General features: G+C 72.8%; 16 protein-coding genes. 4 read left to right on the top strand and 12 right to left on the bottom strand.

Annotated features, from left to right (window positions below):
* Positions 1 to 5: 5 nt before the first annotated feature.
* A complete protein-coding gene (locus ACZ6AA_RS26180; protein WP_471460296.1) occupies positions 6 to 1,310 on the bottom strand; it encodes an MFS transporter in 1,305 nt (434 codons plus the stop codon).
* Between the two features lie 272 nt (positions 1,311 to 1,582).
* Here ACZ6AA_RS26180 and ACZ6AA_RS26175 point away from each other — a divergent pair, with 272 nt between their 5' ends.
* Positions 1,583 to 2,386, top strand: a complete 804-nt coding sequence (locus tag ACZ6AA_RS26175; protein ID WP_471460294.1) for a DeoR/GlpR family DNA-binding transcription regulator — start codon at positions 1,583 to 1,585, stop codon at positions 2,384 to 2,386.
* A gap of 80 nt (positions 2,387 to 2,466) precedes the next feature.
* Here the strand turns inward: ACZ6AA_RS26175 and ACZ6AA_RS26170 are convergent, their stop codons facing one another.
* On the bottom strand, positions 2,467 to 3,120 hold the full coding sequence (locus ACZ6AA_RS26170) for a TetR/AcrR family transcriptional regulator (protein ID WP_468455422.1): 654 nt from the start codon (positions 3,118 to 3,120) through the stop codon (positions 2,467 to 2,469).
* A 112-nt stretch (positions 3,121 to 3,232) separates the two neighbouring features.
* On the opposite strand from ACZ6AA_RS26170, the gene ACZ6AA_RS26165 reads away from it, so the two are divergent.
* The gene (locus tag ACZ6AA_RS26165) at positions 3,233 to 4,096 is read left to right on the top strand and encodes an acyl-CoA thioesterase (RefSeq protein ID WP_471460293.1); all 864 of its coding nucleotides are present in this window, start codon (positions 3,233 to 3,235) and stop codon (positions 4,094 to 4,096) included.
* A gap of 332 nt (positions 4,097 to 4,428) precedes the next feature.
* Positions 4,429 to 4,905, top strand: a complete 477-nt coding sequence (locus tag ACZ6AA_RS26160) for an EF-hand domain-containing protein (RefSeq protein ID WP_468455418.1) — start codon at positions 4,429 to 4,431, stop codon at positions 4,903 to 4,905.
* Between the two features lie 10 nt (positions 4,906 to 4,915).
* Here the strand turns inward: ACZ6AA_RS26160 and ACZ6AA_RS26155 are convergent, their stop codons facing one another.
* From ACZ6AA_RS26155 to ACZ6AA_RS26115, 9 genes are all read right to left on the bottom strand, one after another.
* A complete protein-coding gene (locus tag ACZ6AA_RS26155; RefSeq protein WP_471460291.1) occupies positions 4,916 to 5,575 on the bottom strand; it encodes an ABC transporter ATP-binding protein in 660 nt (219 codons plus the stop codon).
* Positions 5,568 to 6,494: an ABC transporter ATP-binding protein gene (locus ACZ6AA_RS26150; protein WP_468481915.1), complete on the bottom strand. Its 927-nt coding sequence runs from the start codon at positions 6,492 to 6,494 to the stop codon at positions 5,568 to 5,570. The genes ACZ6AA_RS26155 and ACZ6AA_RS26150 overlap by 8 nt, the downstream gene beginning before the upstream one ends.
* A 194-nt stretch (positions 6,495 to 6,688) precedes the next feature.
* Positions 6,689 to 7,624 carry an ABC transporter permease gene (locus ACZ6AA_RS26145; RefSeq protein WP_468455414.1) on the bottom strand — a complete coding sequence of 312 codons (936 nt, stop codon included), beginning with the start codon at positions 7,622 to 7,624 and terminating at the stop codon, positions 6,689 to 6,691.
* Positions 7,617 to 8,582, bottom strand: coding sequence for an ABC transporter permease (locus ACZ6AA_RS26140; protein WP_471460665.1), 966 nt, complete (start codon positions 8,580 to 8,582; stop codon positions 7,617 to 7,619). Before ACZ6AA_RS26140 ends, ACZ6AA_RS26145 begins: the two co-directional genes overlap by 8 nt.
* Positions 8,583 to 8,674: 92 nt before the next feature.
* The gene (locus ACZ6AA_RS26135) at positions 8,675 to 10,270 is read right to left on the bottom strand and encodes an ABC transporter substrate-binding protein (RefSeq protein ID WP_471460290.1); all 1,596 of its coding nucleotides are present in this window, start codon (positions 10,268 to 10,270) and stop codon (positions 8,675 to 8,677) included.
* 111 nt (positions 10,271 to 10,381) lie between these two features.
* Positions 10,382 to 11,497, bottom strand: a complete 1,116-nt coding sequence (locus ACZ6AA_RS26130; protein ID WP_468455411.1) for an acyl-CoA dehydrogenase family protein — start codon at positions 11,495 to 11,497, stop codon at positions 10,382 to 10,384.
* Positions 11,494 to 12,675, bottom strand: coding sequence for an acyl-CoA dehydrogenase family protein (locus ACZ6AA_RS26125; protein ID WP_468455409.1), 1,182 nt, complete (start codon positions 12,673 to 12,675; stop codon positions 11,494 to 11,496). The genes ACZ6AA_RS26130 and ACZ6AA_RS26125 overlap by 4 nt, the downstream gene beginning before the upstream one ends.
* Positions 12,672 to 13,649, bottom strand: a complete 978-nt coding sequence (locus tag ACZ6AA_RS26120; RefSeq protein ID WP_471460289.1) for an NADPH:quinone oxidoreductase family protein — start codon at positions 13,647 to 13,649, stop codon at positions 12,672 to 12,674. Before ACZ6AA_RS26120 ends, ACZ6AA_RS26125 begins: the two co-directional genes overlap by 4 nt.
* Before the next feature lie 143 nt (positions 13,650 to 13,792).
* Positions 13,793 to 14,491 (bottom strand): helix-turn-helix domain-containing protein, encoded by a 699-nt coding sequence (locus tag ACZ6AA_RS26115; protein ID WP_471460287.1) that lies wholly within the window; start codon positions 14,489 to 14,491, stop codon positions 13,793 to 13,795.
* A 128-nt stretch (positions 14,492 to 14,619) separates the two neighbouring features.
* On the opposite strand from ACZ6AA_RS26115, the gene ACZ6AA_RS26110 reads away from it, so the two are divergent.
* On the top strand, positions 14,620 to 15,579 hold the full coding sequence (locus ACZ6AA_RS26110) for an SDR family oxidoreductase (RefSeq protein ID WP_471460285.1): 960 nt from the start codon (positions 14,620 to 14,622) through the stop codon (positions 15,577 to 15,579).
* A gap of 58 nt (positions 15,580 to 15,637) precedes the next feature.
* On the opposite strand, the gene ACZ6AA_RS26105 is transcribed toward ACZ6AA_RS26110, so the two are convergent.
* The gene (locus tag ACZ6AA_RS26105; RefSeq protein ID WP_471460283.1) at positions 15,638 to 16,474 is read right to left on the bottom strand and encodes an enoyl-CoA hydratase/isomerase family protein; all 837 of its coding nucleotides are present in this window, start codon (positions 16,472 to 16,474) and stop codon (positions 15,638 to 15,640) included.
* Between the last annotated feature and the right edge of the window lie 65 nt (positions 16,475 to 16,539).

The raw sequence follows: 16,539 nt of genomic DNA, 5'->3' as shown, positions 1-16,539 counted from the left end.
GGTGGTCACAGACCCTTCGTGGCGGGGGTGGCGACGGCGTGCGCGACGGCGTCGGGTACGGAGCCGCTGTCCGCGGCCGTGGTCCTCAGTACGAGGGTGAGGGCGGCGCTCACCGCGTGGAACCCCGCGAAGATCCAGACGACTCCGCCCACGCCGAGCGGCCCCCGGAAGATGCTGACGACGAGCGGCCCGACGAACGTGGAGGCACCGGCCCCGAGGTTCAGGGCGGCCATGGCCTGGCCCTTGTGGGCGGGCGCGATGGCGGTCATGAGGGCGGACAGCGGCACGTATCCGGAGAGGGTGGCGCCGTACAGCACGGCGACCAGGACGCACAGCGCGTACTGCGCGCCGGCCGCCGCCGGGACGTAGTACAGGAGCAGCGTCGAGACCGTGCAGCCGACGCCGCCGCACCACGCGACCGTCGTGCGCCAGCCGACCTTGTCCCCGACGACGCCGAACAGCAGGTTCGTGACGATGTTCGTGGCGAACATGATGGCTAGGAGTCTGAGCCACTGGGCGTTGGAGAGCCCGACCTCGTGCATGAACCACGCCGGAAGCATCACCAGAAAGCCGAACTGCGAGGCGGTGTTGAGCATCCGCACCACGGCCCCGGCACCGACGCGCGGCTCCCGGACGAGGATGGTGAGGCTGCCGGTGAGTCCTGCCAGGGGGCTCTCCCCCGCCGGGGCGAGCCGCGCCGCTCCGGTGGGCTCCCGGACCATGAGCAGCGCGAGCAGCCCGCCGACCGCCACCACGCCGAGGGCGGCCCACAGCGTGCCGCGCTCCCCCACCCTCGGGATGAGCAGGCTCGCCGTGAGCGAGCCGAGCGTCGGCAGGCCCGCGGAGAACGCCGACCAGAACCAGCCCATCGCGCTGCCCATCTGCTTCGGCGGCGCGACGGCGGCGATCCACACGAGGAACGCGTACGCGACCAGCGGATAGGCGAGGCCGCGCAGGCCGTAGCCGAGCAGGAGCAGCGGATACGCCTTGCTGGGGACGGCGACCGCGAGGAAGAAGACGTGCGTGACGACGAAGGCACCGAGGCCGAGCCACATGACCTTGCGCGGACCCCACAGGTCGGAGAGCGCGGCGGACAGCCATCCGGCGACGGCGCCCGTCACTCCGTACACGGTGAACACCATCGCGACCTGCGACGACGGGATGCCGAGGTCCTCCAGGTACGGCGAGAGGAAGCCGGCCTCGATGCCGACGCCCGTCATGAAGGCCAGGAGTCCGAGGTAGCCCCAGGACAGGGGCCGCGGGATACCGGCGCGTGTGAAGAGCGAACGCGGCACGGGGCTGTTCGTCATCGAAGCTCCCCCAGAGGGCGTGGGATGGACAGGGTCAGCCGCACCTTGGACGGGTCGGCGTCGACTGGGCTGGGGAGAGCAAACAGCTGGCCGAAAAGGCACGTCAAACACTTAGCGAATCCTCACGCGGAGTGGGCGGCGGGCCGCGTGAGATGACGTGCGGCGCCCGCGTCCGCCGCCGGTCGAGCCGGGATCCGCACTCCCGTACCGAGTGAAGTACGTGAGATCATCACTCGGATACTTCACACTGATGGGACCGGGAAGGCAGAGCCATGGCCGAGGCCGAAGGCGGCGCGGCGGACCGCGTCGAGGTGCGCGAGCAGCGCAGGCGCAGCATCCGGGAGCAGGTGGTGGCGGGCGGGTTCGTGCGGGCGGCCGACCTCGCGGACACGTTCGACGTGAGCCTGATGACCGTCCACCGCGACCTGGACTTCCTCCAGTCGCAGGGGTGGCTCCGCAAGGTGCGCGGCGGGGCGACCGCCCTGCCGTCGGCGCAGTTCCACGGCAGCGTCGCCGAGCGCATGACGACCATGGCCCAGACGAAGCAACAGCTCGCCCGCGCCGCGGCCCGGCTCCTCGTCCCCGGCCAGACGGTGCTCCTCGACGACAGCACGACGTGCCTGCACCTGACCCGCGAGCTGGCCGGGCACACCCCGCTGACGGTCCTCACGAACTCGCTGCCCGCGATCACGGCGCTCGCCAAGGAGCCCGGCGTCTCCCTCATCGCGCTCGGCGGCGCCTACTTCCCCGCGTACGACGCGTTCATGGGCCTGCACACGGCCGACAGCGTGGCGGCGTTCCGCGCGGATGTCCTCTTCATGTCGACGACGGCGGTGACCCGCGGCCGCTGCTATCACACGTCACCGGAGACCGTGCAGGTCAAGCGGGCGATGATGGCGGCGGCCACGCGCCGCGTGCTCCTGGCCGACCACACGAAGTTCACCCGCGACGGCCTGTACGCGCTCGCGCCGCTGACGGACTTCGATGTGGTGGTCGTCGACGACGGTGTGGCGCGGGAGGAGCTGCGGGGGATGCGGGAGCGGGGGGTGGAGGTGTTGGTGGTGGAGCGGGGTTGAAGGTGGAGCAGCGCCGGGGCGAGGTCACCGTCCGCCCACGAAGGCGGGCGGGACCGACCCTCTGAACCGCAGTGTCGGGTTCAGCTTCGTTCTTGGCGCGCGGGGACCGCGTCCAGCACCAGATCCATCGTGGCGAGGAAGCTCTCGCGGGTGAAACCGACGGGGTGGATGCGGCGACCGTAGTGCGCGAGCGCGGGAAAGTCCGCCGGGTCGGCGCCCAGCGTGATCACTTGGAATGTTTCCCGTCTGTGCTTCTGCTCGGCCGGACCGGAGGACTGCCTGGCCGCGTGCGCGGAGATCAGGGACACGGACAAGGTCAGCAGCCGGTCGTTCCACTCGGGGATGAGCTCCTCGGGCACTCCGGCGTCGCCGAGTGCCTGCAGCGTCTCCTCGATCACCAGGCGGCTGCCGGGTCCGCTGCCCGGATAGTGGCCTGCGTCCTTGGCCAGCTGCGGCAGCGCGGCGTACGCGTCCCATGAGCGCAGGATCAGATCGACGAGCCGCGCACGCCAGGGTCCCTGCCGCCGGTAGCCGCGCATGGCCTGGACCAGCACATGGTCCACGATCGCGAGCATCAGCTCGGTGCGATTGCGGAAGTGGCGGTACAGGCTGGAGGAGTCGGTGCCCAGTTCGGCGGCCAGCTTGCGCATGCTGAACGACTCGTCCCTCTCGGAGCCGGAAAGCAGCTCCACGGCGGCATCCAAAATGGTCTGTCTACTCCACCGCTGACGCATGACGGCAGCTTACTGGGAGCGGAGCCGAGCGGAGTGAGCGCTCCACCAGCCCGCGAAAGCGGTGCTGCACGCACCGTTGCACGCGGTGCGTGCATGAAGTTCAATGGGCCCCATGACAGACCTCCACGAGCCGGTTGGCGAGGACGCCTTTCCCGACCACCAGCAGGTGGTGCAACGGTTCGGCGACCTCGCACCGGACGGCACGACCAGCACAGTGGCGCTGTCGCGTCTGTTCGAGCACCCCCGGGTCGGCCTGCGCTTCCCGCGATTCGACAGGCTCAGGGCTGAAGGCGGGTTCAAGCCGTACCAGATCCTGTTCGTCGGCCAGCACGTCGAACGGCGGACGGCGTTCGGCAGGGTCGGTGCGACCGTCCGGGTCGGCACCGGCGTCCGCGCGATCGGACGGTCCTCGTACACCTACGGTCAAGGAATGTTCGTCGACGAGCGCCTCGTCGCCACGGCCGAGGCCACCGTTGTCCTCGCCGACGAGTCAGGGCCGGTCGCCCTGCCGGACGAACTGCTCGCCGACCTCGCCGAGCTGCGACTGCCGGGAACCAGTGCGCCAGTCGCGTCGAAACCCGAGCCGCGTCGCCGCGAGCGGCAGTACTACCCGGCCGCCGCCACCGTCCACAGCCGCGTCGGTGACGTCGATCTCAACCGGCACGTCAACTACATCGCCCAACTGGGCTGGTACGACGAGGCGATCGCGTCCCACGCACACCGTCTGCTGGGAGACGACGCCGCGAGCAAGCTCCCGCGATACCTCCCTTGGCGCTACCGCGTGAACTACCTCGGCGAGGTCCTCCACCCCCGCTCCTACGACATCGGGATCGCCGTCACCGGTCACGACGAGGACACCGTGCGGTACGAACTGGGGCTGTTCGACGGCGGACGGTGCCTGGGGACCGCGGACGCCACCGCGCCGCGCGGCAAGCTTTCCGCCGCCGCACTGGCCGATGGCCGACTCACGAGCTGACCCCTGGGCGGACCACGGACGGCCGCGGGGGTGTCCGTCAGGACGGGAGCGTCGGACCGGTACGTCACCACCGCGCGGCCCGGCGACCGGGGTCCTGTTCGGTGTCCTGCTCGCCGTCGGCTCAGCCGTGTCCGTCACGCTGTGGCGGCAGGAGTACGTAGCGACGTGCGAGCCTGTCCGTGCATCTGCGCTCCGGGGACGCACCACCCTCTCGATATGCGTCTTCCACCCGCTTTGTGGGTAAATTGACGGTTCGTAAGCCACGTGAGCAGCCGGGAGGAAGCCAGATGCCCAGCCCAGGGTCCGATTCACCGCAGCACCGCATCTTCGCCATGCTGGACGTCGACGGCGACGGCGCCGTCACTCATGCGGAATACCTCGCACGGGTCGACCGCGTGGCCCTCGCCATGGGGCGCGACGCGCATCACCCGGTCGTCGCGACCTCGCGAGCCGCCCATGAGGCGGTCTTCCAGGACATGGACGCGAACCACGACGGGCGCGTGACCTTCGAGGAATACCGCAGCTGGGTGGGGCATGACGCCTTCGAACGCTCTTGCCGGCCCGCTCTCGGCTCCCTGTTCGACATCGCCGACTCCGACGCCGACGGGCACCTGGACCGTGACGAATTCATCCGTATGCGTTCGGCGGCAGGGAACGAGGAAACCGGCGCCGACGCGGCATTCGACGCTCTCGACACCGACGGCGACGGACTGATCGACCGCGACGCCTACCTGGCGGCCATCCGGACCTTCGTCACCATGGGCGACTCCCCCATGGCCGCCGCGTACGGTACCGGGCACGCTTCCTGAACTGGCCCGCCTACGCCCCCGTCAGCTCGCCCCAGTGCACCGTCCGGTCACACCACCGCTCAAGGAGCACCTTGTCGTGGCCGACCGCGAGGAGTCCCGCGCCGCTGTCCGCCCGATAGTCCTCCACCGCCGCCACCAGCGCCGCCGTCGTCGACGCGTCCAGCATCGCCGTCATCTCGTCGCAGATCAGCCAGCGCGGGCGCAGGACCAGGGCGCGGGCCAGGCAGGCGCGCTGGAGCTGGCCGTCGCTGACCTCGTGCGGGCGGCGGCCGAGCAGGTCCTCGCCGAGGCCGACGGTGCGCGCCAACTCCCGTACACGATCCGCGACTTCGGCCGCGCGGCCGGTGGCCCGCAGGGGCTCGGCGACGAGCTGGGTGAGGGTGAGGCGCGGGTCGGCGGAGAGCCGGGGCTGCTGGAAGACGACGCCGAACGCGGTGCGCTGGGCGCGCGGCGCGCGGTGGCGCCAGCCGCGTGCGGCCTCGCCGTCGATGACGACCTGGCCCCGGTCGGGCCGGTGCAGCAGTGCCGCGACACGCGCGAGCGTCGACTTGCCGCAGCCACTGGGGCCGAGCAGGCCGACGGACTCGCCCGGTTCGACGGTCAGGCTCACGTCGCGGACGACGGGGTCGCGGCGGTCGTATCCGGCGGTCAGGGAACGCAGTTCAAGCACGGGACGCCTCCAGGGCGGCGGCGACCGGGTGGTGGCAGGCGGCGCCCGATGAAGGCTCCGCCGGCAGCACGGGTACGACGGCACAGGCCTCGTCGGCCCGCTCGCAGCGCGCGGCGAACGCGCACCCCTCGGGGAGCGCGGACAGCTCGGGCGGCATGCCGGGGACGGGCCTGAACTCCCGGTCGGGCAGCGCGTCGAGCAGCCCGCGGGCGTAGGGGTGGCGTGGCCCCGGCCCGCCGAAGAAGTCGGCGGCGTCGGCGATCTCGACGATGCGGCTCGCGTACATCACGGCGACACGGTCGGCGATCCGCTCGGCCGCCGCCAGGTCGTGGGTGATCATCAGCAGCGCCCGGTCGTCCCCGACGTGCCGCCGCAGTTCGTCGACGGTGCGGTCGACCAGCTCGCGGTCGAGGCCGGTGGTGGGCTCGTCCGCGAGGAGCAGCGGGGCGTCGCCGATGAGCGCGAGGGCGGTGGCGGCGCGCTGGGCGAGCCCGCCGGACAGCTCGTGCGGGTAGCGGTCGAGGTGCCCGATCGGGAAGGCGGCACGCTCGGCGGCGGCCTCGCCCGCCTTCCGCAGCGCGGGCCTGCGTACGCCCGTCAACTCCCGGAGGGTTTCCTCCAGTTGGGAGCGCACAGTGCGTACGGGGGTCAGGTGCGCTGCGGGGCTCTGCGGTACGAGGCCGACGCGCCGCCCACGCACGGTGCGGGCGAGGGTGCGCTCGTCGGCGGTGAGGAGGTCGGTGCCGTCCCCGAGGAGCGCGGACCCGGCGGTCTGGGCGTTCTCCGGCAGCAGGCCGAGCAGCGCGGAGGCGAGCACGGACTTGCCGCACCCGCTCTCACCGACGAGCGCGAGGCACTCGCCCGCGGCGAGGTCGAACCGCGCGTCGGTGACGGCGGCCACGTGGGCGCCGCCGCGCATGCGGAAACGGACGGAGAGGCCGCGTACGGAGAGAACGGGCGGGGCGGGTGGGGCGGACTGGGCAGGCGGGGCGGCCGGGGCGGACCCGCCGACCGCCTCACGTCCGGTCCCGTCCACCGCCTCGCGCGCGGTCTCCCCCGCCGCCGTCCGATCACTCGCCTGGGGCTCGGCGTCGGCCCCCTTCGACAACCCAGTCACAGCATCAGCTCCGATCGGCGGCGCGGGTTGATCCGGTCGCGCCAGGCGCCCGCGAGGCCCGCGATGGCCAGGGTCGGCACGATGATGAAGAGGCCGGGGAACAGGGTGGGCCACCAGTCGCCGGCCAGGAGGGAGCTGCGGGCGCCCTGCACGAGGGTGCCGAGGCTGGCCTGGTGGGTGGGCAGGCCGAGGCCGAGGAAGGACAGGGCGGACTCGTGCCAGATGGCGTGCGGGACCATGAGCACGGCGGCGAGCCCGGCCTGGGGCAGGACGCCGGGGAGCAGGTGCCGCACGGTCACGCGCCAGCGGGACGCGCCGCCGGAGATGGCGGCGTCGATGTACGGGCGCGAGCGCAGCGAGAGGACCTCCGCGCGCACGATGCGGGCCGTCGACAGCCAGTGCGTGAGCGCCACGGAGATCACGACGGGCCAGACGCCGGGCCGGAACATCGCCACGATGAAGATGCCGAGCAGCAGGTGCGGCACGGAGGAGAAGACGTCCACGAGCCGCATCACGACGCGGTCGACCCAGCCGCCGGACGCGGCGGCGAGCGCACCCACGGCGGTGCCGATGACGGTGGCCACGACGGCGGCGACCACGCCGACGAGCAGGGACACGCGCAGCCCGTACACGCACCGGAGGAGCAGGTCGCGGCCCACGTCGTCGGTGCCGAACGGGTGCTCCAGGGACGGCGGAAGGAGCTTGTCGGCGAGATGCACGGCCTGTTCGTCGAGGTCGACGAGCGGCGGCACGATCAGCACGGCGAGCACGACGGCCGCAACGATCGCGGCGGAGCTCCAGACCCGCCACGCGCGCGTGGAGCGGGACTGCCTGCGCGTGCCCGCGGCGGCGCGGCCGGTCGCGGAACGCCAGGTGACCTGAGCGGCGGCGGCCTTCGACGCCTCGGCCTGTGCACTGCGGGTGTCAGCCATCGAATCCCACCCTCGGGTCGGCGAGCCCGTACAGCAGGTCCGCGAGGAGGTTGCCGAGCAGGACCGCGACGGTGGCGAGCGCGGTCAGCGCGGCGAGCAGGGGGAAGTCCACGGAGGTGGCGGCCTGCACGGTCGCGGCGGCGATGCCCGGCCAGCTGAAGACGGTCTCGACGAGGAGCGCGCCGGTGATGAGTTCGGGCACGCGGGAGCCGACGAGGGTGAGCACGGGCAGCATGCCGGAGCGGAAGGCGTGCTTGAGGAGCACGGTCCGCTCGGCGAGGCCCCGCGCGCGGGCGCCCCGGACGGGGTCGTCGCCGAGCGCGTCGCCGACGCCCTGGCGTACGTAGAGGACGAACCAGGGAAGCTGGGAGACGGCGAGGACGGCGGCGGGCAGGACGAGGTGGTGGGTCACCTGCCCGGCCGTCACCACCGTGCTGGAGGTGTCGGTAAGACCGCCCGCGGGCAGCACGCCCAGCTTGAGGGCGAAGAACCACACGGCGAGCAGGCCGAGCCAGAACGGCGGCGCGGCCTCCAGGGTGTACGCGAGCGAGGTCACGCCGCGGTCGAGCCAGCCGCCGGGGCGGCGCGCGGCGAGCACGCCGAGGGCCGAGCCGAGCAGGATCGCGAGGACGAAGGCGGTCGCGGCGAGCAGCACCGACCAGCCGATGCGCTCGCCGATGGCGTCGGCGACGGGCTGGCGCAGCGTGTGGGAGTCCCCGAAGTCACCGCGGAGGGCGGCGGTCAGCCAGTCCCACCAGCGCTCGACGAGCGGCTTGTCGACGCCGAGGTTGGCGCGCAGCTGGTCGAGGTTCTCCTGGGACGCGGTGAGCCCGGCCGTGCCCGCGTACGCCTTGACGGGGTCGAAGGGCGAGGCCGCGGCGACGGCGAAGACGCCGAACGTGACGACGAGCAGGACGGGGACGGCGAACACCGCCCGCCGTCCCACGAGCCGCGCCATCGGGCCCCAGGGCAGCGCCCGCCGCCCCCGCCCGGCCGCCGGGGCCGCCTCGGCGGGCGCGGCGGACTCGGCGGGCTTGCTGGGAGCCGACGTCACTTGTTCGGCTGCCAGTCCTCGACGTTCCACCACGGGCCGGAGGCCAGGCCGTGGTCGTGCGGCTCGACCTGCGTGGAGAGGTCACCGAAGGACTTGTTCACCACGTACAGGTGGTCGATGTGCGTGAGGAAGGTGTAGCCGGGGTTCTTGACCAGCTCGCGCTGGATCGTGTCGTACGCGGCCTGGCGCTTCGCGTGGTCGCCGCTCTTGCGGGCGTCCTCCAGGGCCTTGTCGACCTTGGGGTTGTCGTAGTGCGCCATGTTGTTGAAGCCGTCACCGGCGAGCGCGGAGTTCAGGAGCGTGTACTGGTCGAAGTCCGGGTCGGCCGGGGAGCCGCCGCCCGCGAGGACCGCGTCCTTCGCCATGCGGGGCTCGATGACCTCCCAGGTGCCGGACTGCACCTCGGCCTTGATGCCGAGCTTCTTGGCGTCGGAGGCGTAGGCGAGGGCGTGGTCCTGGCGGAGCTTGTCGCCGGTCAGGTACCACAGCGGGAACTTCGCCTGGACGCCGTCCTTCTCGCGGACGCCGTCCTTGCCGGGCTTCCAGCCGGCGTCGTCGAGGATCTTCTTGGCCTTCTCGACGTCGAACTTCCGCTCGGTGCCCTTGGTGAACCAGGGGCTGTCCGTCGGCACCGGGCCGTAGGCCTCCTTGCCCGCGCCCTCCAGGATCTGGTCGACCATCGTCTTGCGGTCCACGCCGATGTCGAGGGCGCGCCGCACGGCGGTGTCGCCCGCGACCTTGTTGCCGGTCGGCAGGGTCACGACGCGGTAGTCGAAGGTCTTGGCGGCGTACGTCTGCTTGCCGCCGTCGGACTCGAAGGTCTTGGCGAGGTTGGGCGGCAGGATGGCGCCGTCGAGGTCGCCGGTGCGCAGCCGGGTGGCGCGCAGGTCGTCGTCCTTGACGATGGCCATGGTGAAGTTCTTGACCTTCGGCGCGCCGCCCCAGTAGCCGGGGTTGGCCTTGAAGACCAGCTTCTCGCCCTTGGACCACTTCACCAGCTCGTACGGTCCGGTGCCGACGGGCTTGGTGGTGAAGGCGCCGGTGTTCACGTCCTGCTTGCCCGCGATGTGCTGGGGCGCGATGGGCAGCACGGTGCGCTCGGCGAACGGCGCGTAGGGGTACTTGAGGTGGAAGACGACGGCGTCGTCGCCCTTGGCCTCGACGCTCTTGACGGCGTCCAGCTCGGTCTTGGAGGCGTTGTTCGTCTTCTTGTCGAGGATGGTCTCGTACGTGAAGACGACGTCCTTGGCCGTGAACGGCTTGCCGTCGCTGAACTTGACGCCCTTGCGCAGCTGATACGTGTAGGTCTTGCCGTCGCCGCTGACCTTCGGCAGCTTCGCGGCGAGCGCGGGCCTCAGCTTCATGTCCGCGTCGTGCGTGAGCAGCCCGTCGAAGATCTTGGAGTTGCCGTCCTTGCCGTAGCCGAGGAGCGGGCTCAGGGTCTCGGGCTCGTACGCGATGCCGACGACCGCCGACGTCTTGGCGCCGCCGCTGCCCTTGCCGTCGTCCGGCGCCGAGCAGGCCGTGGCGGCGACCGCCAGTGCGGCCGCCCCCGCGACGGCACCGGTGCCACGTATCGATCCGGCCCTCATGCTCCACACCCCTACACAAGATCAAGAGTTATTGCGAACGGCTCGCAATTATGCCTCATGTAATGGGCGGGTAATGGCGGGGTCCTATACGGCCCGGGGACTACGACCAGGTCAGGGCGTTGCGGGCGCGGGGAGGTCGACCAGGTCGGCCAATTCCGCCCGGTGCTGTCCGGCCGTGCCCAGGGCGATCGAGTCGGCCTTGGCCCGCTTCAGGTACAGATGGACGGGGTGCTCCCACGTCATGCCGATACCGCCGTGCAGCTGGAGCGCCTCCTCGGCGGCGCGCACCGCCACGGGGGCCGCGTAGGCCTGGGCGAGGGCGGCCGCGAGGTGCGGCTCGTCGCTGCCGGTGGCGAGGGCGTCGGCGGCGTGCCGGGCGGCGGCGCGGGTGTTGACCACGCGCAGCCAGAGCTCGGCGAGGCGGTGCTTGAGGGCTTGGAAGGAGCCGACGGGCCGGTTGAACTGGTGGCGCTCCTTCAGATAGGCGACGGTTTCCGTCAAGCACCATTCGGCGATGCCGAGTTGCTCGGAGGCGAGCAGTCCTGCTCCGGAGCGCAGACCGAGACGTACGGTCGTCTCCGCTTCCGTGCCCTCGGCGAGCAGGCGGGCGGGGGCCCCGTCGAGAGTGACCACGGCGAGCGGGCGCGTACGGTCGAGGGAGGTCTGCGGGGTGACGGTGACGCCGTCCCGCTCGGTGTCGACGGCGTACAGCCCGCCGTCCGCCGGGACGAGCAGGACGTCGGCGGCCGCTGCGTCCGCGACGCCCCGCACCTCGCCGTGCAGGGCGCCCCGGTCGAACCGCGCCCGCGGGCGGTCGGCCTCCGGGGCGGTGGCGAACGGCACGGCGAGCGCGCCGACCGTGCGGCCGGACGCGAGCGCGGCGAGGAGTTCCGCCGCCGCGTCGCCGGTGCAGGCCAGCAGCGTCTCGGTGGCGATGACGGCGCTCGTCAGATACGGCACCGGCGCCACCGCGCGCCCCAGCTCCTCCAGGACCACGGCCGCTTCGCGGTGCGAGGCGCCCTGTCCGCCGCGGTCCTCGGGCACCAGGAGCCCGGCGAGGCCCATGCCGTCGGCGAGGGTCTTCCACAGCTCGCGGTCGTGCGGCTGCTCCGACTCGGCGCGGGCGAGGACGTCGGCCGGGGCGCAGCGGTCGGCGAGGAGGGAGCGCACGGCGGAGCGCACCGCCTCCTCTTCCTCCGTGTACAGCAGGTCGCTCTGCGTCGTCATCGGGTCAGGTCCTTCCAGGCGACGTCCTTGTCGGTGCGCGGTTCCGGCGGCAGGCCGAGGACGCGCTCGGCGACGATGTTGAGCAGCACCTCGCTGGTCCCGCCCTCGATGCTGTTGCCCTTGGAGCGCAGATAGCGGTAGCCCGCCTCGCGCCCGGTGAAGTCGACGAGGTCGGGCCGGCGCATCGTCCAGTCGTCGTACAACAGGCCCTCGTCGCCGAGGAGTTCCACCTCCAGGCCGCTGATCTCCTGGTTGAGGCGGGCGAAGCCGAGCTTCATGCCGGAGCCCTCGGGGCCCGGCTGGCCCGCGACGAGCTGCTGGCGAAGGCGGTCGCCGGCGAGCCGGGCGACCTCCGCCTCCACCCAGAGGGTGAGCAGGCGCTGGTGCAGGTCGTGGGTGCGCAGTTCGGGGCGCTCGCGCCAGGCCTTGGCGACCGGGCCGATCATGCCGCCCTCGCGGGGGACGCGCATGCCGCCGATGGAGACGCGCTCGTTCATGAGGGTGGTCTGCGCGACCTTCCAGCCGTCGCCGACCGCGCCGAGGCGGCGGCTGTCCGGGATGCGCACGCCGCTGAGGAAGACCTCGTTGAACTCGGCCTCGCCGGTGATCTGGCGCAGCGGCCGCACCTCGACACCGGGGTCGGTCATGTCGCAGATGAAGTACGTGATGCCGCGGTGCTTGGGCACGTCCGGGTCGGTGCGGGCGATGAGGATGCCCCAGCGGGCGACGTGCGCGCTGGACGTCCACACCTTCTGCCCGTCGACGGCCCAGCTCTCGCCGTCGCGGACGGCGCGGGTGCCGAGCGCCGCGAGGTCGGATCCGGCGCCGGGTTCGCTGAACAGCTGGCACCACACCTCCTCGCCGACCCACAAGGGCCGCAGGAAGCGGCGCTTCTGCTCGTCCGTGCCGAAGCCGAGGATGGTGGGCGCGGCCATGCCGAGGCCGATGCCGATGCGGCGCGGGTCGTTGTCGGGCGCGCCCGCGGCCTCGAGCTCGGCGTCCACCACGGCCTGGAGGGTTCGCGGGGCGCCCAGGCCGCCGAGGCCCTCGGGGTAGTGCACCCAGGCGAGTCCGGCGTCGAAGCGGGCCTTGAGGAAGTCGGTGCGGTCCGTGGTCGCCGGGGGGTGCGCGGCGAGCAGGTCCTTCGTACGGCGGCGGAGTTCGGCTGCGTCGGTCATGCGGTGGCCTCCTCGGGGAGGGCGGGCAGCACGGTCACGCGGCCGGTGGTGGTGCCGTCGGCGACGCGCTGGACGGCCGCCGCGGCCCGGCCGAGCGGCACGCGCTCGCTCACCAGGGGCTTGACGGCGCCCTTCGCGGCCAGCTCGGTGAGGTGTTCGTGGCACTCCCGGACGGCGCGCGGGTCCTTGGTGTTGTACAGGCCCCAGTGCAGGCCGACGATCGAGTAGTTCTTCACCAGGGCGTGGTTGAGGGCGGGCGTCGGGATGGCGCCGCTCGCGAAGCCGACGACGAGGATGCGGCCCTCGAAGGCCACGCACTTGGCGGACTTGGCGTAGGCGTCGCCGCCCACCGGGTCGTACACGACGTCGGCGCCGCGGCCGCCGGTGGCCTCCTTCACGGCGCCCACGATGTCGTCCGCGCGCCGGTCGACGACCAGGTCGCAGCCGAGCCCGCGCGCGACCTCGGCCTTCTCCGGGCCGCCGACGACGCCGATGACGCGGGCGCCCGCCGCCCTGCCGAGCTGCACGGCCGCGCTGCCGACACCGCCCGCGGCCGCGTGCACGAGCAGCGTCTCGCCCTCCTTGAGGTGCGCGCGCCGGTGCAGGCCGAACCAGCCGGTCTGGTAGCCGATGTGCAGTGCGGCGGCCTCCGCGTCGTCGAGGGCGTCCGGCGCGGGCAGCAGGGCGGCGGCGTCCGCGACGGCGTACTCGGCGAGTCCGCCGTGCGGCAGCGCCGGGTTGGCGATGACGCGCCGCCCGTCCTCGGTCTCGCCGCAGATCTCCACGCCCGGCGTGAACGGCAGCGGCGGGGTGATCTGGTACTGCCCCCGGCACAGCAGCACGTCGGGGAAGTTGATGTTCGCGGCGCGGACCTTCAGGAGCACCTGCCCGTCGCCGGGCACGGGCCGCTCCGCCTCTTCGAGCCGCATCACCTCGCCCGGCTCGCCGTTGCGGTGTACGTGCCATGCGCGCATGCGGGGCCTCCACGCTGTAGTCGACCGTGCTCCGCATACATACTAAGCGGTCGCTTGCCGGGAAGGGAACAGTGCGGCCCCCCCTCGGCGGCGGCCACTCCACCTGGTCCGCCCGGTCCGCCTCCTCGTCACCCACTCCCCCTTTACTCCCCCTTGCCGCCCTTCACTGCGGGCCGCGCCCGTACGTGCATGCGCTCCCCCTGCGGCCCGAAGAGGCTCAGGAACTCCACCGGACCCTCCCCCGTCGACCCGAACCAGTGCGGCACGCGTGTGTCGAACTCCGCCGCCTCGCCGGGACCGAGCACCACGTCGTGCTCGGCGAGGACGAGGCGCAGCCGCCCCGAAAGGACGTACAGCCACTCGTAGCCCTCGTGGGTCCGCGGGTCGGGCTGGACGGAGCGCGGGGGCTCGATGACCTTGTACGCCTGGAGCCCGCCGGGCTGGCGGGTCAGCGGCACCATGGTCCGCCCGTGCCGGACGATCGGCTTGGCCCGCACCCGCGGGTCGCCCACCGGCGGGGCGCCGACGAGTTCGTCGAGGGGCACCTGGTGGGCGCGGGCGATGGGCAGGAGCAGTTCGAGGCTCGGCCTGCGACCGCCCGACTCCAGGCGGGACAGGGTGCTGACGGAGATGCCGGTGGCCTCGGAGAGCCCCGCGAGGGTGGCACCGCGCTCCTTGCGGATCTTGCGCAGGCGGGGGCCGACGGCGGTGAGGACCTTGTCGGTGTCGTCGCCGGAGTCAACCGGGTCGGCGGGATCAGCGGGATCAGCGGATTGATCGGCGTGAGGCGAGTGGGCGGAGTCGTGCGGATCGGCGGCGGCGGACTTCTTTGCGCTTCCCATGCCTCCATTGCAGAATCAGCAAGCCAATATGTCAATCCAGCACCTTCCTCGCGCACCGCCCCATACTGCCCCGCACCGCCCCGCACTGCCTCTGGAGCTTTACGGGCCGCCGCGCTATCGATGCGTCCATGACGAGCGACGGCACCCGGCGGCCCGCCCCCGGCAAGACATCAACCGACGACACCACACCTCCACCTCCCGGCCTCCCCGCCCCTCCCCCACCCGGCGCGACCGCCTTGCCCCCCGGCACGTTCGACGGCACCGTCGCCCTGATCACCGGGGGCGGCAGCGGCCTGGGCCTCGCCATCGCGGCCGAATTCGCCCGGCTCGGCGCGGACTTGGTGATCGCGAGCCGGAGCGCGCCCCGTCTCGCCGCGGCCCGCGCGGAACTGGCGGCGCTGGGCGGGCGCGTGGCGACGGCGGTGTGCGACATCCGCGACCCGGACCGGGTCGCCGCGGCGTTCGACGCCGCCGAGTCCGCGTACGGCCTGCCCGGCGTCCTGGTGAACAACGCGGCGGCGAACTTCCCCGTGCCCGCGGAGGAGATGTCCCCCAACGCCTGGCGCGCGGTCGTCGACGCGACGCTGACCGGGACCTTCTTCATGACCCGGGAGTTCGCCCGCCGCCACCTAGCGGCGGGCACGCCCGCCTCGATCATCAACATCGGCGCGTCCTACGCCTGGACGGGCGGCCCCGGCTTCGCGCACAGCGCGGCGGCGAAGGCGGGCGTGCGGAGCCTGGTGGAGACGCTGGCGGTGGAGTGGGGGCCGTACGGCATCCAGGTCAACGGCCTCGTACCCGGCCTGATGCCGCACGGGGACATGCCGCCGGACATCCGCGACGGCCTCGGCCCCGACCACACCCTGGCCACCCGCCAGCCCGCCCTCCGCGTCGGCGCCCCGCGCGAACTGGGCTGGGCGGCCACGTTCCTGGCCTCCCCCTACGCCCGCTTCATCACGGGCCACACCCTGGTGGTCGACGGCGCGAACTGGCAGCGGCGGGCCGTGGTGAATCCGCCGGTGGTGCCGGTGCGGGAGCAGTTGGGCCGCACACCCCCGGCCGACCGGGGCGAACGTACACCGACTTGACCCCGGCGGGGGACGCGCACCCTCCCGACCCGGCGCGAGCACGCACACTCCCACCCCCTCACTTCCCCTCGAACTCCGCCGCCCGCCCACCCGCCTTCGCCGCGAACCCCTCCCCCACGTCCTCCGACGTCAGCGTGACCGCCGCGTTCATCGCCACGCGGTCCAGCGCCCGGCCGAGGCCCACGTCGGCGTAGGCGTCGATGTCCCGCTTGACGCCGCGGACGGCGAGGGGCGCGTTCGCGGCGATCTCGGCGGCGACTTCCCGTGCGGCCGAGGCCAGGTCGGCGCGGGGCACGACGAGTTGGGCGAGGTGGAGGCGTTCCGCGGTCGCGGCGTCGATGCGGCGGCCGGTGAGGGCGAGGTACTTGGCCCAGCCCGCGCCCGCCTCCCGGGCGAGGCGCAGGTCGCCGCCCGCGTCGACGGTGACGCCGAGTTGGGCCTCGGGCAGGGCGAACACCGCGTCGTCGGCGGCGATCCGGACGTCCGCCATGAGGGCGAGTTCGAAGCCGAAGCCCAGGCAGTAGCCCTGCACGGCGGCGACGACGGGCTGCGGCAGGCCCGCGAAAGCCCGGAAGCGCTCGTGCGCCCAGCGGATGCCCTCGTAGTAGGTGCCGGTGCGCTCCGCGGCCGAGCGGCCGGTGATGGCGCCGCCCGGCGCGGTGATGTCGATGCCCGCGCAGAACGCCCGGCCCTCGGCCCGCAGCAGGACCGCGCGGATCGAGTCGTCGAAACGGATGCGGTCGGCGTACAGGCCGAGTTGGCGGGTGGACTCCCAGCTCCAGGCGTTGAGCCGGGCGGGGCGGCAGAGGGTGAGGACGCCGACGCCGTCCTCGACGTCGAGGCGCAGCCGCCGCTCCGCGCCCTCCGGGATGTCCGTGCTGACTGTGTCGATCACCGGTCCGACCCTCTTCCCGCGCCGACGGTACACATCTGACGTACCGTCAGCCTACGGGCGGCGGG

This window comes from Streptomyces sp. NPDC040610 (assembly GCF_055594065.1).
The sequence above is the reverse complement of the archived record's forward strand: the minus strand, read 5'-3'. Positions and strand labels throughout refer to the sequence as shown.